25 protein-coding genes are annotated in these 26,415 nt (G+C 42.8%); 1 reads left to right on the top strand and 24 read right to left on the bottom strand.

The window, feature by feature from the left end:
* Positions 1-58 precede the first annotated feature (58 nt).
* The 14 genes from CSV73_RS05515 to CSV73_RS05450 all read right to left on the bottom strand — a co-directional run bounded on the left by CSV73_RS05515 (position 59) and on the right by CSV73_RS05450 (position 13,763).
* Positions 59-2,011, bottom strand: a complete 1,953-nt coding sequence (locus CSV73_RS05515; protein ID WP_085131104.1) for a hypothetical protein — start codon at positions 2,009-2,011, stop codon at positions 59-61.
* A 282-nt stretch (positions 2,012-2,293) separates the two neighbouring features.
* Entirely contained in the window at positions 2,294-2,524 is a 231-nt protein-coding gene (locus CSV73_RS05510) for a helix-turn-helix domain-containing protein (RefSeq protein ID WP_083032017.1), read from the bottom strand.
* Positions 2,525-2,539: 15 nt separating this feature from the next.
* Positions 2,540-3,031 (bottom strand): DUF2975 domain-containing protein, encoded by a 492-nt coding sequence (locus CSV73_RS05505; protein ID WP_085131105.1) that lies wholly within the window; start codon positions 3,029-3,031, stop codon positions 2,540-2,542.
* A 330-nt stretch (positions 3,032-3,361) separates the two neighbouring features.
* Entirely contained in the window at positions 3,362-3,760 is a 399-nt protein-coding gene (locus CSV73_RS05500; protein WP_085131106.1) for a VOC family protein, read from the bottom strand.
* 60 nt (positions 3,761-3,820) lie between these two features.
* The gene (locus tag CSV73_RS05495; protein ID WP_085131107.1) at positions 3,821-4,048 is read right to left on the bottom strand and encodes an SRPBCC family protein; all 228 of its coding nucleotides are present in this window, start codon (positions 4,046-4,048) and stop codon (positions 3,821-3,823) included.
* 24 nt (positions 4,049-4,072) lie between these two features.
* A complete protein-coding gene (locus CSV73_RS05490) occupies positions 4,073-4,501 on the bottom strand; it encodes a VOC family protein (protein ID WP_085131108.1) in 429 nt (142 codons plus the stop codon).
* 118 nt (positions 4,502-4,619) lie between these two features.
* Entirely contained in the window at positions 4,620-5,012 is a 393-nt protein-coding gene (locus CSV73_RS05485; protein ID WP_085131109.1) for a VOC family protein, read from the bottom strand.
* Between the two features lie 612 nt (positions 5,013-5,624).
* Entirely contained in the window at positions 5,625-7,169 is a 1,545-nt protein-coding gene (locus CSV73_RS05480) for an acyl-CoA carboxylase subunit beta (protein WP_085131110.1), read from the bottom strand.
* A 26-nt stretch (positions 7,170-7,195) separates the two neighbouring features.
* The gene (locus CSV73_RS05475; RefSeq protein WP_085131111.1) at positions 7,196-7,978 is read right to left on the bottom strand and encodes an enoyl-CoA hydratase; all 783 of its coding nucleotides are present in this window, start codon (positions 7,976-7,978) and stop codon (positions 7,196-7,198) included.
* Between the two features lie 13 nt (positions 7,979-7,991).
* Positions 7,992-8,897 carry a hydroxymethylglutaryl-CoA lyase gene (locus CSV73_RS05470; RefSeq protein WP_085131112.1) on the bottom strand — a complete coding sequence of 302 codons (906 nt, stop codon included), beginning with the start codon at positions 8,895-8,897 and terminating at the stop codon, positions 7,992-7,994.
* A 23-nt stretch (positions 8,898-8,920) separates the two neighbouring features.
* A complete protein-coding gene (locus CSV73_RS05465; RefSeq protein ID WP_232319192.1) occupies positions 8,921-9,133 on the bottom strand; it encodes an acetyl-CoA carboxylase biotin carboxyl carrier protein subunit in 213 nt (70 codons plus the stop codon).
* Positions 9,134-9,150: 17 nt separating this feature from the next.
* On the bottom strand, positions 9,151-10,515 hold the full coding sequence (locus CSV73_RS05460) for an acetyl-CoA carboxylase biotin carboxylase subunit (protein ID WP_085131114.1): 1,365 nt from the start codon (positions 10,513-10,515) through the stop codon (positions 9,151-9,153).
* A gap of 99 nt (positions 10,516-10,614) precedes the next feature.
* Positions 10,615-12,582 (bottom strand): acetate--CoA ligase, encoded by a 1,968-nt coding sequence (locus CSV73_RS05455; RefSeq protein WP_085131115.1) that lies wholly within the window; start codon positions 12,580-12,582, stop codon positions 10,615-10,617.
* Positions 12,583-12,623: 41 nt separating this feature from the next.
* Positions 12,624-13,763 (bottom strand): acyl-CoA dehydrogenase, encoded by a 1,140-nt coding sequence (locus CSV73_RS05450; protein WP_085131116.1) that lies wholly within the window; start codon positions 13,761-13,763, stop codon positions 12,624-12,626.
* A gap of 238 nt (positions 13,764-14,001) precedes the next feature.
* On the opposite strand from CSV73_RS05450, the gene CSV73_RS05445 reads away from it, so the two are divergent.
* The gene (locus CSV73_RS05445) at positions 14,002-15,810 is read left to right on the top strand and encodes a helix-turn-helix domain-containing protein (protein WP_085131117.1); all 1,809 of its coding nucleotides are present in this window, start codon (positions 14,002-14,004) and stop codon (positions 15,808-15,810) included.
* A 448-nt stretch (positions 15,811-16,258) separates the two neighbouring features.
* Here CSV73_RS05445 and CSV73_RS05440 read toward each other — a convergent pair whose 3' ends face one another.
* From CSV73_RS05440 to CSV73_RS05395, 10 genes are all read right to left on the bottom strand, one after another.
* Positions 16,259-17,020: an SDR family NAD(P)-dependent oxidoreductase gene (locus CSV73_RS05440; protein ID WP_085131118.1), complete on the bottom strand. Its 762-nt coding sequence runs from the start codon at positions 17,018-17,020 to the stop codon at positions 16,259-16,261.
* Positions 17,021-17,713: 693 nt separating this feature from the next.
* The gene (locus tag CSV73_RS05435; RefSeq protein ID WP_085131119.1) at positions 17,714-18,889 is read right to left on the bottom strand and encodes an acyl-CoA dehydrogenase family protein; all 1,176 of its coding nucleotides are present in this window, start codon (positions 18,887-18,889) and stop codon (positions 17,714-17,716) included.
* Positions 18,890-19,209: 320 nt separating this feature from the next.
* On the bottom strand, positions 19,210-20,028 hold the full coding sequence (locus tag CSV73_RS05430; protein WP_332308451.1) for an NAD(P)H-dependent flavin oxidoreductase: 819 nt from the start codon (positions 20,026-20,028) through the stop codon (positions 19,210-19,212).
* Positions 20,029-20,042: 14 nt separating this feature from the next.
* Positions 20,043-20,426 carry a MaoC/PaaZ C-terminal domain-containing protein gene (locus CSV73_RS05425; protein WP_099626810.1) on the bottom strand — a complete coding sequence of 128 codons (384 nt, stop codon included), beginning with the start codon at positions 20,424-20,426 and terminating at the stop codon, positions 20,043-20,045.
* 15 nt (positions 20,427-20,441) lie between these two features.
* Positions 20,442-20,858: an FAS1-like dehydratase domain-containing protein gene (locus tag CSV73_RS05420; protein ID WP_085131121.1), complete on the bottom strand. Its 417-nt coding sequence runs from the start codon at positions 20,856-20,858 to the stop codon at positions 20,442-20,444.
* A gap of 45 nt (positions 20,859-20,903) precedes the next feature.
* The gene (locus CSV73_RS05415; RefSeq protein WP_085131122.1) at positions 20,904-21,686 is read right to left on the bottom strand and encodes an enoyl-CoA hydratase/isomerase family protein; all 783 of its coding nucleotides are present in this window, start codon (positions 21,684-21,686) and stop codon (positions 20,904-20,906) included.
* A gap of 36 nt (positions 21,687-21,722) precedes the next feature.
* Positions 21,723-22,910 (bottom strand): lipid-transfer protein, encoded by a 1,188-nt coding sequence (locus CSV73_RS05410; protein WP_085131123.1) that lies wholly within the window; start codon positions 22,908-22,910, stop codon positions 21,723-21,725.
* 106 nt (positions 22,911-23,016) lie between these two features.
* Entirely contained in the window at positions 23,017-24,597 is a 1,581-nt protein-coding gene (locus CSV73_RS05405; protein WP_085131124.1) for a long-chain-fatty-acid--CoA ligase, read from the bottom strand.
* 19 nt (positions 24,598-24,616) lie between these two features.
* Complete coding sequence (locus CSV73_RS05400) at positions 24,617-25,567, bottom strand: MBL fold metallo-hydrolase (RefSeq protein ID WP_085131125.1); 951 nt, start codon at positions 25,565-25,567, stop codon at positions 24,617-24,619.
* A 33-nt stretch (positions 25,568-25,600) separates the two neighbouring features.
* On the bottom strand, positions 25,601-26,401 hold the full coding sequence (locus CSV73_RS05395) for an SDR family NAD(P)-dependent oxidoreductase (RefSeq protein ID WP_085131126.1): 801 nt from the start codon (positions 26,399-26,401) through the stop codon (positions 25,601-25,603).
* Between the last annotated feature and the right edge of the window lie 14 nt (positions 26,402-26,415).

The following is a 26,415-nucleotide window of genomic DNA, read 5'->3' as shown; positions in this document are numbered from 1 at the left end:
ATGCGGTTTTGTGTGTTCTTTCATTTTGACGTTTCAACGGTCGATTGTAGCTTGAGGATTAATCTGCCAAGTCCGCAACCAAACGCCTTAGTAAAACAATAGTTTCTCTTCTTAAGACTTGTGCGGTTTCGATTTTTAACTCATCTATTTGACCGAACGATGATGTACGAATACTATTCACCCAATGTGTGAGGTACTCAATAACCTTTACTTTATCTACATTTTTTCTCAGTAGACTAGTACCGTTTGCGCTAAGATAATGATAGAAACTACCAAGCGTGACATAGTGGTAGTACTCTTCACTTCCGACTTCGACAGAGGTTAGTCCTGATTCAGGCATCGCTACATCTATTAAAGGCATCGTCTGTTTGGTTGCTCTATTACTAACTAGAACATGCCCTATGAACTCTTCCACTGCCTTTACATAATCAGCTATAATAAAAGTGGCTTTTTGACTGGACTGTTGAATATCCGGCTGAAAGTCATTTTCCAATTCACGCCATTTCACTTCAGCAATCGTTAAGAGTCGTTTCACTTCGTTGGATTTCAACAAACGAGGCCATTGTTTTCCCGCTCTATCAAAGCGTTCTTTCTCTTCCTCACTGAAAATCAGCGTACTATGAGAATGAAGTGATGTAAAGGTCTCTTCCAGCAGTGTCAATGCCTGTTTATAATTGATTGGTTCTAGATCATATTGCTCAGACTTTTGTATGATTGCTTCCACATTTGGAGATAAATCATTTAAGTAGAACTCAGTCAGAAAATCATCTAATTGAATCAAGGCATCTGAAATCATAATTTCGCGGTATTCGATTCCTACAGTAGGTACCAAAGATAGAACACGGTTTCTTAACTTCATGCCTTCATTGCCTAATTCCCAGCCGATCAATAAATTCAAGGCTGGTTCTTTTGTGTTGCCTTCTTCTGACGTTAATGTCTTATCCGCTTTATAAAAGCAAATCATTGCGTTCAGTAAATTTCTTAATATGGCGTCTTGATCTTCAAATGGTAATTCAGAAAACTTCGCTGTACACATTTCTTCAATTCCACATTCATAAAAGAAAAAATTGAAATCAGCTTGTATAAAGGAATCTTCATGAATCTTTCCACCATGTTGCTCTTCAATAACATTTTTCATTCGTAATATGTATTCAGAAATCTTCGTTAGTTGAGAAACGATATCCCCTTTATATTTTTCGATGCGATATTGAATTGCTTGCAAATCACCGTGCAGAACATGAACCGCGTGGTAATCAAATGCGGACTTAGAAAGGTTCACCAAGCTAATGACAGTTGGAATATCATTCAAGTCAAATAGATCTTTGAATGTAATATAGAATTCCAGACCAATACTGTGCATCTCTTTGTATTTCATCATATGAATCAAGCGTTCACAAAAATTTCGCTTTGTTGCAAAGTCAATCATTGTACCATTATGAACCACTTGTAAAAACAGATCGTATAGATTCATGATGGTCTTTTTCGTCACGCTCTCCAAAATATCCGGATCACGCGTTTTATCCATCAGTACACTAAGTTCATTAAAGTACCTAGCAAGCGTCTGCATATGATCAGCACGTGTATTATTCATTGTTGCGCATAACGGATATATTTTTGAATTGAACAGCTGCCAAGATTCCGCGACATGTCCTTCGTTATTAAAGAAATAGAACCAAAGATGGTATCGCCAATCCCCTTTTGCCCTTGTATCCTGATCCAGCTCAAACGGATCGAAATCTTCACCATAAGCTAGCGCTAGTAATGTTTCATTGTATTGACTCGCTAGTGTAATCTCACTTTCATACAAGTCAGATAGTTCCACAAGTAATGCGTATCGTTCATCTTCCCTACATGCATCCATTACTTTTGTAAAGGAAGGATGGTCGATGACATGACAAACATCTAAGTGACGCCCTTTAAGCAACCACTGACGCAACATATAATCCAAAAACTCTTCTGAATCTAAATAAGCCCCAAAATGCCGGGCTGAAAATTCCTGATAAATATCCAAACTATTTCCCCCTTAACATCTGCCAACGTGTTGATCTGTACGAATAACAAACTTCATTTTAAGAATAATAAAGTTTGAGCTATCCTTATCATATCGCGATTACCCTTTTTTCTCTACCTAGAATTACAGTTTCAAAAAATGAACATCAACGGTTATCTACATATATTTTTTTTAAAGACAAATATATAGAGCATTTCCTTGAGATAGGAAATGCTCTATATCTTTAAACTTTTTTATTATAACTTGTTAAATTAACCGTCTGCAGTTGAAATGTCTTTTTTTCTAATCTACTGGACTTACAGTATCTTCATCCATTTTGTATTCTAATATATCGCCTGGCTGACACTCTAAAGCCTTACAAATCGCATCCAAAGTCGATAGTCGAATCGCTTTCGCCTTTCCATTTTTCAGTATTGAAATGTTTGCCATTGTAATTCCAACACGCTCGGAAAGTTCTGTAACACTCATTTTTCTTTTGGCCAACATCACATCGATATTGATTATAATCACCATGTCATTCACCTCTGCTCAGACTATTAAATCATTTTCCTCTTTTATATCTATCGCTTCTTTTAAAAGCCTATGGAGAACAGCAGCAAAGACTGCAATCACCATGGAAGCAAAAATAGGAATCATTCCAACTATTACAAGACCAGGGGCGTCGTCTATCTCTGCCATGATAAAAACGAATGGAAAGGCCACTACATATAAGCTGCTAATTATGATCGCACAGTATTTGATTTTCTTTAAAGCCCTAACAGATAACTCAGAGAAAGCTTGGTTCTCATCAATAAAGTTTAGTAGTTTAAAGGTTTGGTACAATGCAAAATAAAATGGAATCACGGAAATATAGATGACTAGTAAAATACTATATACCGCATAAGCAAAATTCCACCCTCTTTCCGTAGCTTCCTTTGCTTCAATTGCTAACTGCGGTAACAAAAATATACACAAAGCAAGAACTGGAATACCAATTAAAATGACGGCTATCTTTAAAAATAGTGTTGTTCCTCGTTTCATAAAAAGCACCTCACTTAACTTCTATAGTGTAAATTACACTTTACCATGTAATTTATCGTTTATCAATAAATATACATTGAAAAACAATCCACTTTTATTGATAAGTATGTATGGTAACTTCTTGTAAGCTTTCAACATAGACAAAAAGTCAGAAACCAGATATTTATTCAAGAAGCTTACATATACTATGATTTCAACAAAAAAGCTGACCCCATTTATATGTAATAAACGGGGTCAGTACTTTACTGTTTAGTAGTATGGCTATAAAAATTAGATAAAACGTTTATACTATCAGTTTCGCAACTGATTATAATTTATCTCGCAATTAAATTACTCTGGTAAGTTCAACTGCCAAGAAATACCGAACTGATCATTCAGCCATCCGAATTTTTTACTGAACCCATAGTTATTTAAAGGCATGAGCGCTGTACCGTTTTGCATCATTTTTTCATAAAGACTGTCAATTTCTTTTTCAGTATCACACGTTAGATAAATAGAAAAAGATGGTGTAAACGTAAACTCATGATCAATATGGCTGTCGATGCACATGAACTCTTGTCCCTTTATAGAAAACACTGCTTGTATAACTGTACCTTCTTCACCAGGTCCTTCAACTCCATATCGCGTAATGCTTTTAATTTCTGAGTCCTCGATGAGTGAAGTGTAGTATTTCATAGCTTCTTCCGCAGTACCGCCTTGAAACATTAAAAATGGTTTTACGTCCTTCATGTATAACTTCCCTTTCTTTAAATAAACTTTATTTTCGCTTCCCTATTGCAACGACATTTACTATCCTTTGTAGCTAACTTTACCTGTTTCAACTAATTCCTTAAGTCCTATAAACATATAATTCCAGCCAACTTCACTGCCATCATGCATTTCTTTACGGGCTGTTTCGATTTCGGACTCTGTCCAATTCACTTCTTGAGCCACATGAATCAATTGTGTGAATGTCATCTCGCAGCCTTGCTCGAGCTCTTTAAGATCAACTGTTATTGTATCTTCTAAATCGCTCATTTCTGGCATCCAGATAAATCGCTATTAATACGTTGCGTCTTCATTGTTTAAACTCAATTGCCAAATTACACCGAATTTATCCGTGACACTACCATAAAGTTTTGCCCAGAAAGTCTCTTGGAGCTCCATCCCAACTGTTCCATCTTCTTTGAGTTTTTCGTAAATCATTTTTAACTTTTCCGCTTCGTCACATTGGTAAGCTAGGCTTATATTGTTGCCCAGCGTAAAGGGAGAACCAGGGAACGTATCTGAAAACATCACAGTACTTCCTTCAATAGCTAAACGCGTATGCATAATTAAGTTTTTGGCTTCTTCTGGAAGAGGGTATTTTGGATTTGGAGATTGATCTCCAAAAGTCATAATATCAGGTTTTTCTGTTTCAAAAACCTCTGTGTAAAATTCAACAGCTTGACGGCAATTTCCATTAAACGTTAAATAAATATCGACAGCCATACTCCATCACTCCTTTAAAATAATCAAAACTAATTTCATTGATCTTCAAATAAACCAATTAACATCATTACAAAACATCTCTGTAGTTTAAGATCATATTCCCCGCAAAACAACCTAATTATTTTGCGTTTTTATCTGGTTGATGAAGTCCAAAAATATTACCCTCGGCATCCAAATAATAGCCTTGCCAAGCCATTCCTGGCAACGCGTATTTGGGTAAGACAACACTACCTCCGCCACCAAGAATTTTCACTTCAGTCGAATCATAATCATCGACTCCCATAGTACAAGCATAGCCATTTAGTGGTTGGTTACGTTCGGGACGCGGACCTTGACGTTGCATCAAGGCTCCATCCACTCCAAGCTCACTATCACCAGTCACTGTTCCGTAATAAGGCATTCCTGCATACTCACTCCAGTCCTGAAAAGTCCATCCGAATACATCTCCATAAAACTTTTGTGCCCTTTCCATGTCGTCTACGTGAATTTCAAAGTGAACTACTCTTCCCATCCTTTTCCTCCTTCTGTTTATTCAATTCTTTTTTCATACACAACATGTTTCACTATGTATATTCAATCATTCTCATTTTCAATTTGTCTGTAGTATGTCTTCCTCGTGTGCCTTCTATCCCTCACTACTCTTAAAGGGTACTATTTCGCAAATTGTCTTACCAGTAAAATCGCTTTACTAATGAATTAAGATGGCTCTCTAAAGACTCGATTGCTAGTTTAAGAGCAACTAGTCCATGTTTATTTATTTTATTGAGAACTACAACTCGTTGCATTTTCTTTCTTTTTTCAATAATGGAACGAGATCTTTCACACTATCTTTAGCTGTCAAAATAATGTCTATATCATATGATTTAACATGTTAACATTACTAATTGAAGTGTCATACAAAAAGCACGGTAGACATTGACTTAACAATGTTACCATGCTTTTTTAATTCGTATCTAGATTTCACTTTATTACGTCCCAAAAGGACATGAGAAAATGCGATAGTTTGCGCACTGTGTGTGTATATTTTGTATACCAATTCCAATGAAATATAAACTTACTTAATTAGACACTTGAATATTTAATTAAAAGCCTCTCTCGGTGACAAAGAGCCAATCACCTTCCATCACACCGGATAAACCGGATGCTTACGGTCTGTAAACTGGATATATTTCGTCGCATACGCTTCGTAACGCGTAATCAGCTCAACGCGCAGTGAATCTGCCGGGATGATGCCGTCAATAATCATTTCGGAAGCTAAATGGTAAATATCAATATCTTCTTTGTATTCGTTGCGTTTCTCTTCAATATAAGCTGCACGCTCTTCTTCAGGTAGCGCGGCGATTTTATTTGCGTAGACTGCGTTGATCGCTGCGTCCGGCCCCATGACCGCGATGGAAGCGGATGGTAGTGCTAAACACGCGTCCGGTTCAAATGCCGGGCCTGCCATGGCGTATAACCCTGCGCCGTATGCTTTGCGGACAATGACGGAAATTTTTGGTACTGTCGCTTCTGACATCGCAGAAATCATTTTCGCCCCGTGGCGGATGATGCCTGCGCGTTCTACTTTAGTACCAATCATGAATCCAGGCACGTCGACTAAGAATAGCAGCGGAATGTGGAATGCGTCGCAAAGGTTGATGAACTTTGCCGCTTTGTCGGCAGAGTCGTGGAATAGCACGCCACCTTTAACGCGCGGTTGGTTCGCGATAATACCGACTGCTTTTCCGTCGATGCGCGCAAGGCCAGTAATGAGCTCGCCTGCAAACAGTTTCTTAATCTCGAAAAATGAATCTTCATCGATAATTCCTTTGATCAAGTCGTGCATATTAAACGGAGCATTTTCATTTTTTGGAATGATTTCTTCCAGCGCCTTATCCAGCTGTTTCGGCGCCACTGCATCACGTACAGGTGGCTTCTCCGAGTAGTTTGCCGGGAAATACGATAAGTATCTCCGCGCAGCTGTGATTGCGTCTTCTTCGCTTTTTGCGAGCACATCGCCGCATCCCGAAGTTGAGCAGTGCATGCGCGCTCCGCCCATTTCTTCGAGCGTTACTTTTTCACCGATGACCATTTCCGCCATGCGCGGTGAGCCAAGGTACATCGAAGCATTTTTGTCTACCATAATGACGATATCGCAAAACGCCGGGATATATGCGCCACCAGCAGCTGACGGCCCGAACAAGACGCAGATTTGCGGAATGCGGCCGGATAATTTTACTTGGTTGTAGAAAATTTTACCTGCACCGCGACGACCCGGGAACATTTCGACTTGATCCGTAATCCGTGCGCCTGCTGAATCGACTAAATAAACGAGCGGCACATTTAATTTTTCAGCAGTTTCTTGGATGCGGATAATTTTTTCCACTGTCCGTGCGCCCCATGAGCCTGCTTTGATAGTGGAATCATTCGCCATGACGCAAACAACTTGGCCGTTAATCTTCCCCATTCCTGTTACAACACCGTCAGCAGGAAGATCGCCCGCCATGCAGTTCGCGAATTGGCCGTCTTCGATTTCAAGATCTGAATCGAATAATAATTTCAAGCGATCCCGGACGAACATTTTCCCTTGTTCCGCATTTTTCTCATGGTATTTCTGCGCACCACCTTTTTCAATCTGCTCTACTCTTTCATTCAATGCTTGCTGCAAAGATTTCGTATCTGTTGTCATAGTCTTGCCTCCCTAATGATCATTCATCATTCGCCAGTATATACAGGCTTGCGTTTTTCCTTGAAAGCCTGTAGTCCTTCGAGTCGGTCTTTTGAAGGAATTGTCACTTCATAAGCGTTCTGTTCGATTGCGAGCCCAGTCTGTAGTTCGACGTCATAGCCGTGGTCGATCGCGAACTTCGCCTGCGTAACTGCCAGCGGGCCGTTCGCTGCGATTTGTCTCCCGACAGTAAGCGCTTTATTCATCAACTGATCAGACGCCACCATATATTCAGCCAGCCCGATTTCCAATGCTTCTGTCGCTTCAACTCTACGCGCTGTGAAAATCAGCTCTTTTGCCCGTCCTTTGCCGATCAATCTCGGAAGACGCTGCGTACCGCCGGCTCCCGGAATAATGCCGAGCGAAGTTTCCGTCAATCCGAACTTTGCCGTCTCTGCTACAATGCGGATGTCGCATGCTAGCGCCAGTTCTGTCCCGCCGCCGAGCGCAACGCCGTTGACTGCGGCGATGACCGGCTGTGGCAATGATTCAACGCTGTTAATCGTCTGGCGGATTAATGAAACTGTCTTGCGTACATCAACTAGATTCATTCCTGCGCGTTCTTTTAAATCAGCACCCGCACAAAAAGCTTTTTCGCCGGTACCGGTTATAATTACAGCGCGGATTTCCCGGTCATAGCGACATTCCAGCAACGCATCGTAGAGCCCGTTCAGCATCTCGACTGATAATGCATTCGCCGCTTCCGGACGATTCAATAAAATGACCGCAATTCCGTCGCTGCGCTTCTCTAATACTACTTTATTACCCATTCATTCACGTCCTTCACTTATCATGCGCACCGGCAGCTTGCAAGTTTTTACTTGGAAGCGCCTTGCCGATTTTTTCTTGAATAAACGCGGATGCTGCTAAAATTTTCTTTTCATCGACGCCGGTATGAATACCCATACCATGCAGCATATACAATACATCGTCTGTCGCCGCGTTGCCTGAAGCACCTGGTGCGTAGGGACAGCCGCCGAGCCCGCCAGCCGAACTATCGAATATCGTAATGCCCATATCAAGCGACGCTAGGACATTGGCTAAAGCTGTCCCGTGCGTATCATGAAAATGCATCGCCAATTTGTCTGCCGGAAAACGTTTCAATAGCACGTCAAGTACTTCTTGGACTTGTCGCGGATTCGCAACGCCGATCGTATCGCCTAGCGACAATTCGTCAATACCCATGTCAAACAGCGACTCCGACACACGGACGACCGCTTCCATATCTACCACGCCTTCATACGGACAGCCGAACACAGTAGACACATAGCCTCTCGTCTTCTTGCCTGCTGCATTCGCGTCTTGGACAATTTCTTTTAATACAGGTAGTGTCTCCGCGATCGTTTTATTAATATTTTTCAAATTATGCGTTTCGCTCGCCGACATAAACACCGCCGCTTCATCGATATCCGCTGCAAAAGCCCGTTCAAGTCCTTGGCGGTTCGGGACGAGTGCCGAGTAAGAGACCCCAGGCTCCCGATTAATGCCCGCCATCACGTCATTTGCGTCCGCAAGCGCTGGAATCCATTTCGGATTGACGAAAGACGTCACTTCAATCGATGTCAGGCCGCTTTTAGAGAGCTCATTAATCCAGACGATTTTGTCTTCTGTCGGAATGAAGATTTTTTCGTTCTGCAGTCCGTCGCGCGGCCCGACTTCTTTAATCGTAATCGTTTCAGGCCATTTCATCGTTTCATCTCCTTCAACAGAAATTATTCAATGACTGCGATGACGTCTCCTTCGTTGACGAATTCGCCTTCGTTCACTTTTACTTCTTTTACGACACCGTCAAAATCAGTAGCAATCGGTATTTCCATTTTCATCGATTCCAAAATGGCGATGTCTTGGTCTTCTTCTACTTCGTCTCCTGCTTTCACGAGTACTTTCCAAACGTTTCCTGCCATGCTTGCTGTAATTTCTGTCATAAAAATTCCTCCCAGAGTCATTTCGTTTGTTTCTGTTTTTTCTTCTTCGTCAAATATTTTTCCACAAATTCCGTCGTCGTATCCCCAAAACGGAATGCTTCATGCGCTGCTACTTCCCGGAGCATCGGAATATTTGTCTTGATGCCTTCGATATGGTAATTCGAAAGCGCTTCTTGCAGCCGGTCAATCGCTTCGTCGCGGTCTTTACCTTTGATGACTAGTTTCGCGATCATCGGGTCGTAAAACGGTGTGACGACTGACTCGCCATGGACTGCCAATTCATGGCGGATACCTGGTCCTTCAGGCAGCTCCAGTTTCGTAATTATCCCCGGTGAAGGGAAAAAAGTTTTCGGATCTTCTGCGTAAATCCGCACCTCAATTGCGTGGCCTTCGCGTTTGACGTCTTCCTGCGTAAATGAAAGTGTTTTCCCCGCTGCAATATCAAGCTGCTCCTTCACTAAGTCAAGCCCCGTAATTTCTTCCGTAATCGGGTGCTCTACTTGCAGCCGTGTATTCATTTCAAGAAAGTAGAAGTTTTGATCTGCGTCGACTAAAAACTCAATTGTACCGGCGTTTTTATAGCCGATGGACTTCGCCGCTTTAACTGCCGCTTCGCCCATTTTTCTTCGTGTCTCTTCTGAAATGAAGGAAGACGGCGCTTCTTCCACGACTTTTTGGTGGCGGCGCTGAATTGAGCATTCGCGTTCCCATAAGTATACTGTATTTCCTTGATTGTCGGCCAAAATCTGGATTTCAATATGGCGCGGCTTTTCAACAAATTTTTCAATATACATCGCGCCATCTCCGAAGAAATCAGCCGCTCGTTTTTGATTGCCTTCGAACGCTTTGCTGATTTCGTCGGCGCTGTAGACGACTTGCATACCGATTCCGCCACCACCTGCAGACGCCTTCAGCATAACCGGATAACCGATGCTCTCCGCCGCTTCGATCGCTTCTTCCGCATCTGCAAGCGAACGAGTGACACCCGGCACGACTGGAACACCGGCTTTTTCCATCGCCTCGCGTGCCGCAATTTTACTACCCATTTCGGAAATAACAGTAGGAGAAGGCCCGATGAATACGAATCCTTCTTCTTCACATCGGCGCGCAAATTCGGCATTTTCAGAAAGCAGACCATAGCCTGGGTGGATTGCTTCTGCTTTCGACTGATGCGCCGCTTCCAGAATTTTATCGATTTTCATATAACTTTCCGTTACTCGCGGTCCACCGAGCAAATATGCTTCATCTGCTTGCTTGATGTGGACAGCTTCCGCATCCGCTTCCGAATAGACACCGACCGTTTTAATGCCGAGCGCTCTGCATGTACGCATGATACGAGCCGCTATTTCCCCACGGTTCGCAATCAAAATCTTGTTAAACATGACGTTCACCCTTTCAATTTTTCATGTAATCAAGCTTTCATGTACATCAATTTAGGATATGAGGAGGCCGTCCGCGTAAAGACCGGCTCCGCTTTTCATTTATTTCCCCACAGTTTTCGCTTCGATGACGCTCTGAAGTTCGGCAACTGTTGACGGATCTTCAAGTCCTGTCACATCACCTGCTACCTTGCCTGTTGTAACGATTTCTTTAATCAAGCGGCGCATAATTTTTCCGCTCACCGTTTTCGGTAGAGAGTCGGTTATGACGATTTCTTTTGGCTGGGCGATTTTTCCGATCTGGCGGACGATGTTCTCTTTAATCCGCTCTACGACTTCCTGCCCGTCTGCTACATTTTCAGAAAGGCGAACGAAAACGAAAGGGACTTCTCCTTTAATTTCATCCGGCACCCCAATGACTGCGCATTCCGCCACGCCCGCACATTCAAGCACGGCGCTTTCCATTTCCATTGTGCTCAAACGGTGGCCTGCGACGTTGAACGCATCGTCGGAACGGCCGACTACCCAAATATAGCCGTCTTCGTCGATCAGCGCGAGATCGCTTGCGTAGTAGCTGCCGTCGACTTGGCTGTAGTATGAACCGTAGTAGCGTTCCGGCTCTCTCCAAATCGTCCGACATAGCATCGGGAATGGCTTTTTAATGATCAAGTTGCCGAGCTGCCCGGCTTTCACGGATTCGCCGGCTTCATTGACGACATCGAACACCGCACCTAAAAACTGCGTGCCGGAAGAGCCCGGTTTCATCGGTGTCAACCATGCTGCTCCTGCAATAGGCGAGCCAGCTGTTTCGGTCTGCCCCCACGTATTGTTAATATAGACTTTTTTCTTGCCGAGCACTTCATATGTCCAGTGCCACGTCTCCGCATCGAATGGCTCGCCGACAAGTGCGATTACGTCAAGACATGATAAGTCAAACTGCTCGATCGGCTTCTCGCCCATGCTTTTCAACATACGCAGTGCTGTCGGAGCGGTAAATAATTTATTGACACGATATTTTTCAATGATTTGATAAAAACGTGTCTTCTCGGGATAATCAATCGCACCTTCGTAAACGACTGTCGTGACCCCATTCGCAAGAGATCCGACGATGCCCCAAATATGCATCGTCAACCAGCCGATATCCGCTGTACACCAAAATACGTCGTCATCTCGATGGTCAAGATGGTATTTCGCGTAGACATAGTTCTGGACGACGAATGCCGTCCCTGAATGCACGATCCCTTTTGGCTTGCCCGTCGTGCCGCTCGTATAGAAAACGATTCCGCTTTCGTTTGCTTCAAGGCGCTCCGGTTCGCAATGGATGCTCGCTTTTTCCGTCAGCTCATGCCACCAGTAATCGCGGCCTTCCTGCATATCGATATTGATGCCCATGCGATTAACAACGATGATCGCTTCAACTGAAGAAGTAGACGGCGCCACTTGATCGACTTTTTCTTTCAAGCGGATTTCTTTGCCACGACGCACTGTCGCATCCGCTGTGATGATGACTTTTGGTTCAAAGCTTGCTAACCGATCGGACAAAGAACGCTCGGAATAGCCCGAAAAGACTGCGTTGTAAATCGCCCCGACGCGGAAACACGCGAGTACCGCGATGACGGCTTCCGCCAAGTTCGGCAGATAAATCGCGACACAATCGCCTTTTTTTACACCGAATGACCGAAGCACATTGGAAAAACGATTCACTTCCGCAAGAAGCATCGAATACGTGTAAAACTTCGAATCGCCGTTCTCACTTTCCCAAATGAGCGCTGTCCGGTTACCGGCGCCGTTATGTATATGCCGGTCGAGTAAATTGATGCTCGGATTCGTAACACCGTCAACGAAAAACTTGAAATCAGGGAGCGTGCCGCTGATCGTCTCTGTCCACGGTTCATACCATTCGAGCTCACGAGCCTGCTGATCCCAAAACGCAGCCGGATCTTCCTGGGATTGCTGGAGAAGTTCTTGAAAAGCTTCTGCGCTGCCGATCGAAGTCGAGCGCGTCTTTTCTTCACTAGGATAAATAAGTTTACTATTCGCCGCTACTTGTAAAACTCGTTCAATATCCATTCAATCGCTCCTTTGTCAATTCATTAAAACCCATTTAAAAATCAGCAGCCGATCTGTTTCGCAATGACCATGCGCTGGACTTCGGACGTGCCTTCACCGATTTCTAAAAGTTTGGCATCGCGGAAGAAACGCTCAACTTGGTATTCTTTAATATAGCCGTAGCCGCCGTGAACCTGCACTGCTTGATCACAAACGCGCATGCACATTTCAGAAGCGAATAATTTTGCAAACGCCGCTTCTTTTTTGAATGAGCGGCCTTGATCTTTCAGCCATGCTGCTTTATATACCATATTACGTGCTAGTTCGATATTCATCGCCATATCCGCGAGTTTGAACTGAATCGCCTGGAAGTTTGAAATGCTCCTACCGAACTGCTTGCGCTCCTGCGCGTAATTCAGTGACCTCTCGTACGCTCCCTGCGCTATGCCGACAGCCATCGCACCGATGCCGATCCGTCCTCCGTCAAGCGTCGCCAAAAATTGTTTGTAACCGTTTCCAATTTCGCCAAGCAGATTTTCTTTTGGCACACGGACGTTTTCCAAAATCAATTCCGTCGTGTTTGAGGAATGAAGTCCCATTTTTTCATAGTTTGCAATGACCGTAAACCCTGGTGCATCAGTCGGCACGATAAATGCACTGATGCCGTTCGTTCCTTTTGAGCGGTCTGTAATCGCCGTCACAGCAAGATGTTTCGCATAGCTCGCATTCGTAATGAAACATTTCGAACCGTTAATGACCCACTCATCACCTTCAAGAACAGCTGTCGTTTCTGTACCACCCGCATCAGATCCTGCATTGGGCTCCGTCAATCCAAACGCTCCGAACGAATCACCCGTACAAATCGGTGTCAAATACTTCTCCTTCTGCTCCGGTGTGCCGAATAAATGAAGTGGCGCTCCGCCAAGTGAAATATGCGCAGAATACGTAATTCCTGTCGATGCGCAGACACGGCTCAATTCTTCCGTGACAATAGCAAAACTTGTCGTATCCGCTCCGCCACCGCCGTACTCTTCTGGGAAAGGCAACCCCATCAAGCCGAGCTCCGAAAACTTTTCAAAAATCTCTTTTGGAAATTCTCCTGTACGATCGCGTTCATCCGCACCCGGCGCCACTTCCGCATCCGCAAACTCGCGAACGAGCTTGCGCACCATTTGTTGTTCATCCGTCAAATCAAAATTCATATCCAATACCCTCCATTCTTCTTTTACATTCCGTCATTGCCGTATATCGTCCTACCAACACCCAGATTGCAAACGCTTTCATTTGTCCGTGTATTTTAAACCGGACTGCTTTCATTTTATTTCCAATTCATCTATAATTATAAACAATAAAAATAATCAAATCTATGTATGATTTTCCGAAAGAATTTGTGTGTTTTACACAAAAACGCAAAATACTATGGAGTTAGGATGATAGATTATGCAAGACACGTTAACTCACCGACAGCTCAAATCCCTTGTTCATGTTTCTACTGTGATTAACTCTTCATTAGATATCGAAACGATTTTTGATTTAATTATAGGTGAAGCAATTTCCGCAGTAGACGCAGCAGGAGGCGGTTCGATTTGGGTTTTCGACCAACAAAAACAGCGCCTGGTGGCCAAATCAGCGCATGGTTTGTTTTATCCACAAATCTTTAAATCGATTGAATTAAGCAGCAGCGAATCGATGACGGGCATGACGTTTCAAGCGGAAAAGGGGCTAGTGTTTAAAAACGAAGAAGAAATCAAACAGGCGCTCGATACACTCACTCCTTGCAACCGGACACTGCTCGACGAATCTATTTCCAATAATTTTCATTTCACTTCAGTCATTTCATCACCAATTTTATTGAAAGGAATTTGCATCGGTGTCATTACGCTTGATTCATTCGATAAATCGCTTCATTTCAAAAAAGAGGATATGCAGCTGTTAGAAGCGATTGCCCAGCAAGCCGCCATCGCGCTCGAAAAATCGAATATTTATCATAAAGAGAAAAAGACCGTCCAGCTGCTGTCCCGCTCGATCGAAACGCAGCGCAACATCGCCAATCTCGTCGTCAACGGAGAAGGTATCCAGTCCATTATCGATTATATTTATAAAACGATCGGCGAGCATATTTTCTTATTCGATGAAATAGGCGAACTGACCGCTTCTGCCTGCCGTGTACCTGTTTCAGAAGAGCTGAAGTGCGAACTGCTAAGCTTTGCGAAACAGAACGACCAGTCACTCAACAGCCCGTACAGTGTCTCCGAAATCACGCTAGGTATCGAAAACTATCAATTCATCGCGCTGCCGTTGCAATCGAAAATGAAGCCGCTCGGTACGCTCATTATCGTCTCAAAAGACCCAATCGGAGAAGCCGAAATCAACGCGCTCGAACATATCTGCACGGTCATCACGCTCGAGCTCGTCAAAGAACAAGCTGTCTACGAAACACAGCAACATCTACAGAATGAATTCATGACAAAAATTTTATCCGGCCAGGCAATCGATGAAACATTAATGAAACAAGCAAAAAATCTACAATTCGACTTGAACCGCAATTACATTGCCGTCATTGTCAGTGTCGAAAACAAAGACAAATTGCTGCGCGAAGCTATCAGCGAAAACGTCATTAACAATCTACTCCATATGACAAATAATAGCTTCCTGACAAAGAACTCGCAAGGCACCGCGCTCATCGATCCAAACAAGCTCGCGGCCTTACTTTCCTATCCTGCCAAGCTACAAACAGAAAATCCAGCTGGCAGCATAAAACAACTCGCCCTGTACTTGCAACAGGAAATCGAAAAAACATACAGCGAACTCGACATCACTATCGGCATCGGCAGAATGAAACCAAACCTTGCCACTGCCCACGAATCATTCAAAGAAGCTGAAAAATGCATCACATTCATAAAAAACTACCATTTCGAAGAGCACGCCCTGTCCTACACAGACCTTGGTATCCAACGCTTCATCTTACAGAATTCAGAAGAAGAACTACTCGATTACGTCCACGAAGTCATCGGCCCGCTCATTCAATACGAACGAGCCCGGAAAGGGGATTTGCTGCAAACACTACTTACCTATTTGCGTCAAAACCAAAACATCAAACGAACTGCCGTCGCCCTACACGTCCACACGAACACGCTGAATTATCGACTGAAACGTATTGAAGAAATACTTTCAACGGACCTGACAGATGGCCAGCAATTATTTAACATTCAGCTAGCAGGGACTATTTACCATTATATAAAACGGTGACAAGGGAGGGGTCCCTTGTCACCGTTTTCATCTGAAGAGCTGGGCTGCATAAATTCCCTGTTCCCTCACAAAATGCAGTTTGTAAGCATAAACATTTTCAAAGGTAAAATCTATATGGGGGATTATGCACGGCAATGCCCGCGTGGGGGGACTTTTAAATACTAATTGCCGTTTTACCTCACAATAAAAAGCGCTGTAAACGTTATCTTTCAACGTTTACAGCGCTATTTACATTATCTTCTAATACATTTTCATGACGTCCCGGGCAGACGAAATTAAACGCTGCATAGGTTTAATAGTTCCTCTCTTACTGATAGTTTTAATCTAACATTTCTCTCTTAAAAATTGTCGACTTCCAAGCCAATAAAATGTGCAAAACAAATTCTATTAAAACTTTCACAAATCCAATCACTTGTCATAGAATCTCCCCTTAAAGGTACTTTTATCTTTACATTTTTGGGCCACCTGCAACATAAAGAACTTGCCCTGAAATAAATGAGGCCTGTTTACTCGCAAAGAAACAGACTGCATGCGCTGCATCCTTTGGTAATCCGACACGCTTCACTGGTATTTGGCTTCTTTTTTCTTCCTTCAGTTGTTCATAGTTGACTCCACTTTTTTCCGCAATTGACTTCGTCATCTCCGTCTCTATAAACCCTAGAATAACTGTATTCACAGTTATATTATATTGACCAAGTTCCAATGCAAATTTTTTCGTAAACCACTGGATTCCGGCCTTTGTTATAGTATAATTTGCCTGTCCATCATTTTCCATAGCAGATGCCAAAGATAGATTAATGATACGACCATATGAATTATCAACCATAAGCTCCTGGGCATATTTACTACAAAGAAACACTCCTTTTAAATGAACATTCGTTAGGTGCTTCCAATCGTCTATGTTCATTTTATAAAGTAGTTCATAAGAGATCGTTTCATCGTTATTCACTAAAATATCTACTTTTCCATAGCTTTCTTTTATTACATTAAACACTTTAGCCAAATCAAATTCATTTGTAGTCTCGACAATAAACTTCTCGTAAGAAATATGTAACGCTTTAAATTCGTCGCAGGATTCGTTTAAAGCGAATTCATCCGAATCCAAAAGGTATACGTGTGCTCCTTCAAGGCCTAATTTTCTCGCTATTTCCTTGCCTATACCGCTTCCTGCTCCAGTAATAACCGCAACTTGATCATCGAAATTAGCCAAAGCTCGACACCTTTTTCTTTAGTATTTTTCTTGTATAATTACATACAATATTGTCATGTGTGTCCATCATTTCTGGGTAATATCATTCTTTAAATTTATTTTAACTCTTCTAGCTCAGCCTACCACTCTTACCATTTTCAATCCTAATTTTCAGTATCAACCTCGACTTTTATTTCCTTTTACTATGTATATGCATTAGCATTGCATTAAAATATCACACGCATGAAAACTGAATAATCTTAAATTAAACTCGAGCACAAAAAATCCTTTATAATGGTTGGGAGGTAGTAACCTATCCAAATCCAAAATAAAGGATTACACGTATGGATAAGATTACACGAAAAACAGCATTTGAGCAATGTGTTGGACTGATTTCTAATGAATTATTTGCAGATCAAGTGCAAGCCCATTGTCTTTATTACTATATAAAGAAGCTACACATAGCTTAATTGGTTTCGTTTTTTCTTCGAAAGCAAAACTACTAAAAAAGGGAAATAGAGTATTGAGATTTTTTACGGTGCTAGTAATCTAGTTTAGCCCGTATATTTCTAAATAATACGTCTCTGTTGTTCCAAACACTTTTATCTCCACAGGCCCACTTGCAAGATCAAAACTCAGCTTCCACTATTTATCGCTAAAAAAACAAAGCCAGAGAACTTTTGCTTTCTTACTCAATATATTCCTAAAACATCCTTATAAACCTAGTTCTTTCGCAATAATAACTTTCATTATTTCATTGGATCCTGCATAAATCGGAGCTACTGCAACATCACGATAAAGACGGGCAATTTCATACTCCTCCATATATCCGTATCCACCGTGAAGTTGCATACATTCCGGTGCCATTTTTCTTGCATTATCTGAAATCCACCATTTAGCCATAGACACTTGAGAATAAACATTTTGTCCTTCTAAATGCTTTACTATTAAATCATCAATAAATGTTCGACCAAGTTGAACTTGCGTCGCCATTTCCGCTAATTTAAATTGAGTGTTTTGGAATTTACTAATAGTCTGTCCAAACGCCTCTCGCTCTTTTACATATTCAAGCGTTACACTTAGCATCTGTTCCGCTAAAACTTGAGAATTTAATGCAGCAATAATTCTTTCTTGTTGCAATTCCTCCATTAAGTGGTAGAATCCTTTCCCTTCCTCACCAAGTAGATTCGAAGCTGGTACCCTTACATCTTCAAAAACTAGCTCTGACGTATCTTGACTATGAAGCCCAACCTTATCTAGTTTCCTACCACGAGAAAATCCAGGCATATTGCTTTCTACTAAAAACAAACTAATCCCTTTATGCCCAGGAATCGCCTTTGGATCTGTTTTACAAACAACAACAATCAAATCCGATAGAATACCGTTTGAAATAAATGTTTTTTGACCGTTTATAATATAGCTGTCTCCATCTTTAATCGCCGTTGTACTGATCGATGCCAAATCAGATCCTGCGCCCGGTTCAGTCATAGCTATCGCACTAATCGTATCCCCACTCATTAAACCTGGAAAATACTTTTTCTTTTGCTTCTCTGTTCCAAAATTTTTGATATAAGGAGCTACAATGCTACTGTGAACGACAATTCCTCCTAATCCCGATCCAATGCGCCTTAATTCTTCGCTTAAAATTACCGAAAAAATAAAGTCGGCACCCATACCTCCATATTTTTCATCTACCCATGGACAGAGAAAACCTTGTTCACCCATCTTTCTCCAAAATGTTTGTGGGACAAGACGATCTTTTTCCCATTGATCAAAATAAGGTACAGCTTCTTTTTCTAAAAACCTTCGAAGTGAATCTCGAAACATAATATGTTGCTCAGAAAAATAAGATCGATTTTTACTTTTGGCTGCCGAATTAGTTTTTGTCATTTTTATACCTCCATGTATTTTTATGCTTTCTTAACCGCATATTCATCCGGGTTGAGGATAAAATTCGCTCCATTTTCCGTAATCTTACCATTTTTCACTGCGATTTTTTCTTACGTGTCGAATGAACGTTTAAAAAGTACCTAAATGCTCATTAAAATCCCTCTCTTGCAACTTCAAAACTTCTTCAATTGACCCAACGCTTGGAAATACCCTTCTTTCAACGTTTCCACAACTTTTTCAATAGATTCAATTTCCCCGATTGCTCCAACACCTTGCCCGGCACCTCAAATGTTTTTCCATGATTTTGGCTCGTTTTCCCTCTAACCTGTGTTGAAATCGCGTTTCTTCTGTAAATTTTCCAGATTGAGACCAGCATTCAGAATGCTCGGAATCAAATAATTCCCATTCTCGCCCGAAATGGCATCGGTGTAGATGATATCCTCCGACGTCGATTCAATAAGCATTTCCTTATACACATCGTTCGCCATGGTCTCTTCCGCCGCGATGAACTTTGTTCCCATATAGGCGAAATCCGCACCTAACGCTTGAACGGTGACAATGTCTTGTCCGTTTGAAATGCATCCCGTCACAATAGTAAGCCCTTTCCAAAATTTTCGCACTTCCGAAACGAATGCGAACAGATTGAAAGTACCTCCGTGGCCACCCGCGCCATTGCAGACGAGGATGAGCCCATTCACTCCCGATTCCGCTGCTTTCTGGGCATGCTTGATGTAAATGACATCCGATAAGACAACGCCCCCGTATTGATAGACGATTCCCACAAATTCTTCCGGATTTCCAAGCGATGTAATGACAATTGGAGACTCGTATTTTCGAATTGCCTCCAGATCGGCATCCAACCGTTTATTCGTCTTATGGACGATTAGGTTGACATCCCAAGTGGAAATAGGGGCCGCCGGATAATTTAGCTTGGAATCCAATGCTTTCCGAATCGTTTCGAAACATTCCTCCAGCTCATCGGAAGTCCGTGCGTTCAATAACGAGAAAGTTCCGATAATCCGCGCTTTACATGCTTCAATGACCGATTGAGGGCTTGAGACGAGGAACATCGGCGCCATGATAACCGAGATGTCCGTCTGACCAATGTGCGCTTTTTTCTTCTCCTCCGTCATTTTCATTCACTAAAAACCTCCTAACGTCTTTTGTGAATGGTAAACTTCGCCGTCACCTTTATTTCCCCATTTTCATTTGATGCAATCGACTCACAAAGCCATGAATCATCCGTTTCTCCAACAATCTGTCCATTGACAACGATTTTCTCGCCCGGCTTCGTCATCGCATTAAAGCGGACCGTGAAGTTTTCCAGACAGTTCGAAGGGAACCAGTCGACAATCGCTTGTCCGATAAACCCCATGATCATCATGCCATGTGCAATGACACCGCCAAGTCCCACTTTTTCTGCAAACGGAACGACAGTATGAATCGGATTAAAATCGCCCGACGCCCCTGCATAGCGCACAATTTGTGTATGTGTGACCTCTTCCTTTTGGATTGTTTCAAACTGATGACCAACCATCAAAGCAATCGCCTCCTAATGTCTTTCAATGATCGTAGAGCGGCCAATCAACACCAATTCGCCATGTTGATTCAAAAACTCCTTTTTCAGTACAATGAAATTCATGGTCGCTTTCGCAAAAGCTTTTTCGACGACCGTATGAACAATAATTTCATCTCCAACTTTCAACGTTCCTACATACTCGTAACTTTGCTCGCCGTGCAGCACTTTGGAAAGATTCAAATCAAGCACTTTGGAAATGGAAGTTGGATCGCCCCAAAATTCGATGACGGTTGAAAATGTCGGCGGCACTGCATCCCCGTTCAAATAACTTTCTTTTTGATCACCCAAAGCAATGGCAAGTTCCTTAATTTTCCCTTTTTCAATTGTATAAGTAAACGCCTCGATTTTTGTATTTTTGATCTGTTCTAAACGTGATTCGGTTCGGGTCAAGTGGAATCCCTCCTTTTTTCATAGTGCAGCAATGACAATTGCCCATCAATTATAGACGGCTTTCCGTTTCTCAAAAAAAGCTTGTACACCTTCTTTGAAATCTTCGGATTCAACACACAAGCACTGCGAAGATATTTCCAACTCAAAGGTTTGCTCTAATTCATTTAACACATTGAAGTTGGCCATCTTTTTAATGAGTCCCATCGAAAGTCGTGGATTCTCTGCCATTTTTTTTGCCGCTACTAACGCTTCATCGAACACTACATTATCTTCGAATACACGATTGACCACTCCAACCCGCTCCATTTCATGGGCACTCACTTTTTCCCCTAGAAGCATCATTTCCATGGCCTTTTGTCGCCCGACTAATTCAGGGAGGAAATACATTGCACCTAAATCGGGCACAACACCAATTTTGATAAAACTTTGAATGAAGACCGAAGATTTCGCGGCGAAAATCATATCGCAAGAAAGTGCCAAGCTGAAGCCTGCTCCCGCAGCAGCCCCATGGACAACCGCAAGAACCGGTTTTTGTAGACGAAGGATGCTTTTGATGAGTTCCTGACTTTTTTCCATTCTCTCTTTAGTTTCTTTGGGATTCAAATGTTGAAGAGCCTTCAAATCCCCACCCGCTGAAAACACTTCTCCTCTTGCCGCCAATACGATTGATCGAATCGAACAATCGTCACCAGCCGCAAGAAAAAAATGCTTCAATTCTTCTCGCATTTCTTCCATTAGTGCATTTCGTATTTCAGGCTTATTCATTGAAACGATACAGACACTTCCATCCATTTGGATGTCAATTGTTTGATAATCCGGATACCGCATTGAAACACCTCATTGTTTTTGTCAATCTTTTTGCTTTCATGGTTTTCGATACATCGTCACAACGACTGCGCCACCAAGTCCAAGATTATGTTGTAGCGCAACTCTTGCATTATCCACTTGCCGTTTTCCTGTCACCCCTCTGAGTTGCCAAACAAGTTCCGTACACTGGGCTAGACCGGTCGCTCCGATTGGATGGCCTTTTGACATCAAACCGCCGGAAGGGTTAACGACGAATTTTCCACCATACGTATTGTCTCCATCATTGATGAACTTTTCCGCTTCGCCTTCTTCACACAATCCAAGCCCTTCGTAAGTGATTACTTCATTCGGGGTGAAGCAGTCATGCAATTCGACGACATCTACCTCTTCCACTCCGATTCCGGATTGCTCAAACACTTGACGGGCCGCTCTTCTTGTCATGTCCGCGCCTACTAAATTCATGGCGCCTGTTGTGAAAGTCAGTTCCGTGTCCGTCGCCATGGATTGGGCGATAATTTCCACGGCATTTTCATGGCCGTGCTTTTTTGCAAAGTCTTCGCTGCAAATGATTACGGCTGCCGCACCACATGAAGGCGGGCATGCATGGTATCTCGTCAAATATGGCGGAAAAATCATCGGAGAGTTTTGTACTTCTTCAAAGGTTAACGGATTGTCGAACATCGAATAAGGATTGTGGATGGCGTGGCTTCGAGTTTTCACCGCGACTTTGGAAAAAATGTCCGGATTTGCCCCGTACTTTTCGATGTATTCCATCCCACCGGAACCGAACATTCGGGCTGCACGCGGAGATTCCAAAGAATAACCGGGTCTCAATTCTTCCAACCGATCAACAAATGCCTGCATCGGCGTCATTCGATCTGAATACACAGAGGAAAGCGCCCCCGGCTTCATCTCTTCAAAACCGAAGGCAAGTGCACATTCTACAATGCCATTTTCAACAGCTTGCCTTGCTAAAAAGATTGCCGTCGAGCCGGACGAACAGTTATTGTTGACATTGAATATCGGGATGCCGCTTAACCCGACTTTATACAAAGCTGCTTGTCCCGACGTACTATCTCCATAAACATAACTGGCAAAGGCGTGTTCAATTTCTTTGAAATCGATTCCCGCATCTTTGACTGCTCCTTTAATCGCTTTCGATGCCATCACTTCATACGGTTCCTGCATGCCTGGCTTCACAAACTTCACCATATCTACGCCGATCACTTTGACTTTTCTTTTCACATTCAAATCCCCCTTTTTTCATATCGTCTTTTTCACATGTCTTCACACTTCGCCTTTGTTCATTATGAGAAAGTCTAAATAGCAACATTCTGTCACCGTTCAGCCCTTATTTCAACAGTTCCTCCTGTATCAATTGCCGTTTCATAGTTTTCCCAACAGCCGTTTTCGGAAGGGAATCACGAAATTCTATAATTCGTGGCACCTTATACGTTGCAAGTCTTTCTTTGCAAAATGCTATGATTTCTTCAGTCGAAAGTTGGTGCCCCTCTTTCCGTACAATGACACATTTAACCGTTTCCCCGCGATAAGAATCCGGGATACCAAGCACACACGCTTCCAAGACAGACGGATGTTCATAAACGACATTTTCCACTTCAATCGGATAAATGTTATATCCGCTCGCAATGATCAAATCTTTTTTTCTACCGACAATAAAGAAATAGCCCTCGTCATCCATCACCGCGATATCGCCCGTCGCCATCCATCCGTCGATCAATACTTGCGCGGTTTCATCTGGATTGTTCCAGTATCCTTTCATCACTTGCGGTCCTTTGATCAGCAGTTCCCCTTCTTCGCCTACGGGGACTTCCACATTGCTATCTTCCAGCTTGACGATTTTGCAATCAACGCTCGGGATTGGAATCCCGATACTGCCCGTCTTCTTTTTCGTTCGCGGGTTCCGATGGGTGACAAGCACCTCCGACATCCCATACCCTTCCATAATTTGTGCACCGGAACGTTCCTCGAATTCTTTGATTACTTCTACTGGTAACGGTGCTGAACCACACGTACATACTTTCAAGCTCTTCAAATCTTCATCGACGATTTCATCACTGTTCAATAAAGCAATATAAATTGTAGGTGCACCAATAAATACAGTAGGTGCGTATTTCTGTAGCAGCTCTTTTACTTTTGGGATATTGAATCGCCTCATAACGATGTACGTCCCACCCAATGCAATTGTCAGATTTAGATAGCCGACCCCCATGATGTGGGTCATCGGCGTATTACCGAGTGTAACCTCTTCTTTTTCTTTTAAAGAGTAGAATACACGATTTTGAATGACATACCCAACAATATTGTAATGCGTCAACATGACCCCTTTGGGATGGCCCGTCGTACCGCCTGTGTATTGAATAATGGCGACATCCTCCGTCGGATGAATCGGAACATTCGGCAATTGGACACTCGCTGTCGCCTCATCATGAAAGCAGACTTTTTGAAAAAGATTCCTATCCGCACCGAAAACAATTTGTTCGATTTTCCTCTGTAATTCGATGGCCTTCAATTTAGAAACCTGGGCATCGTCACATACAATCCATTTTGCTTCACTATCATTCAAGATGTGGGAAAGTTCGCTCGACTGGTATAGGATATTCACTTGGACTTGCGTGCAACCAATCCTTTGAAGTGCAAAGTAGCACACGGCGTATTCCGCAGAATTCGGCAACATGACCGCGACGTGATCACCTTTCCCCATGCCTTGCTTATGAAAATACTTTGCAAGGCGCCCCGTGGCTGCCTGTAGTTCCGAATAGGTCATTACAAGTTCTTCATCAATGATGGCGATTGATGATGGCGATTTGTTAACCGCCTTTTCAAAAGAATCGTAAATAGACACATCCGTTGGAATTTCCACTTCATAAGGAATCCCTTCCGGATAGACAACGTGCCATTTTCTTCTCATTTTTCCGCGCCCCTTTCCACTACCATTTTAAGTATTCCGGTTTGGCGATATGTTCTCTAATAAATGCGTCAACAAATTGCGTACAAACTCCACCTTCCTTCAACAACTGTTGTAAATGCTTATAAATACCAATAACTTCATTCTTTAGACGTAAAATCGAGCCTTCTCTTTGTTCTTTCCGATAAAAAATACCTTGTTCGATCAATTGATTTGGAGAGATTCCATTACGGATACAACGAGAAATTTTCTCATGTCGCCTTTCAATGACGTTTAAAAAATCGATGACTTTCTCGTTATACTCCTTTTTGGAAACAATTCCTTTGTGATGCCCCGTTACAAAATATTTCGCATCAAGATCCCCAACTTTCTTTGCGGATGTGATGAAATCGGCAATATCGGATTCCAATTCATTATAAAAAGGACCAAAGGATGTCAAGTCGATATCCCCTACATAGACGATGCCGTATTTTTCAATATACGGAACCGTATAGCCCTCCGAATGGCCTGGGGCATGGATAAACTGCACGTCCATGCCCGCTATTTCAACTGGTTCATTCAGTGGGTATTTCCGATTTGGCTTTATTGTCCGTTTTCCAACAGCCTTATCTCCGAAATGCCTGTTTTTCTGTTGCTTCAACCAAGCCTGAAACGTCTCTTCATCTTGAACTGCTAACATTCCGTCCGCATGTGAAAGGGTATAAATATCAGAAACTTTTTCAAAATCAAACGGATTGATATGCACGTCAGCTTCAGGAAAAAACGACACGCCCCACACGTGATCGATATGATGATGGGTCAAGTAAATATCACGTACGAAATGGTTTTTTTCAATATATCTTAAACTGTCGAAGCCAGCTCCGCATTCTAATAATACAGATTCCTGGTTATGCGTCAGCAGTAGCGTCGTGCAAAACGGCACTTTGCTAGAATTGTCCCCAAAAATTTCAATCGGTCCTATTTTTTCATACATCCCATCACCACCAATCCCTTACGGTTTACCGGATCAAGTGTAAGAACCACCGTTAATTTGCAAAACTTGTCCATTCACATAATTGGACAAAGGAGAAGCCAAGTAAAGGATCCCCTCTGCTGCTTCTCTCGGTTGCCCTGTCCTTTTTTGAGGGATTTTGTCAATAAACATTTGACGCACTTTATCTGGAACGCCTGTCTGGTCTTCACTGGACTCAAGCGATTGTGTCATCCTTGTTTCGATGAACCCGAACGCCACCGCATTCGAATTGATGTTATAGCGTCCCCATTCCTGGGCAACGACCTTTGTTAAGCCGACGACTCCCGCTTTGGCAGACGAATAGTTGGCTTGCCCCACATTCCCTCTAAGTCCTGAAACCGATGATACGTTAATAATTTTCCGGTAATTTATAATTCCTTGTTCCTTCTCCGCTTTTGCCGCTTCCCGCATATAGGGAGCCGCCTCGCGGATTAGACGGAAAGGGGCGACCAAATGAATATCCATCACTTGTTGAAACTGTTCGTCCGTCATTTTATGGATCAAGCTATCGCGCGTGACGCCGGCGTTATTTACCAAAATATCCAATCTTCCAAACTCCTCAACGGTTTTTTCCATCAAAGTCCGTGGAAACTCCGGATCTGTAATATCGCCGCAAATCGCGAGTGCCCGACCACCCTTTTCCTCGATTTCGCTTACCACTTCCGCCGCAGGTTGTGCATCCAAATCTGAAATGATAACGGTTGCACCGTTTTCCGCAAACACCAATGCGGTTTCCCTACCTATCCCTCTTCCCGCCCCCGTTATGATTGCAACTTTCCCATTTAATAGCCTCATCCTTAAAACCCCTT

The sequence above is a fragment of the Sporosarcina sp. P1 genome (genome assembly GCF_002743155.1).
Taxonomy (GTDB): Bacteria; Bacillota; Bacilli; order Bacillales_A; family Planococcaceae; genus Sporosarcina; species Sporosarcina ureae_B.
Note: the sequence above shows the minus strand (reverse complement) of the source record. Positions and strands in the feature narration are given on the sequence as shown.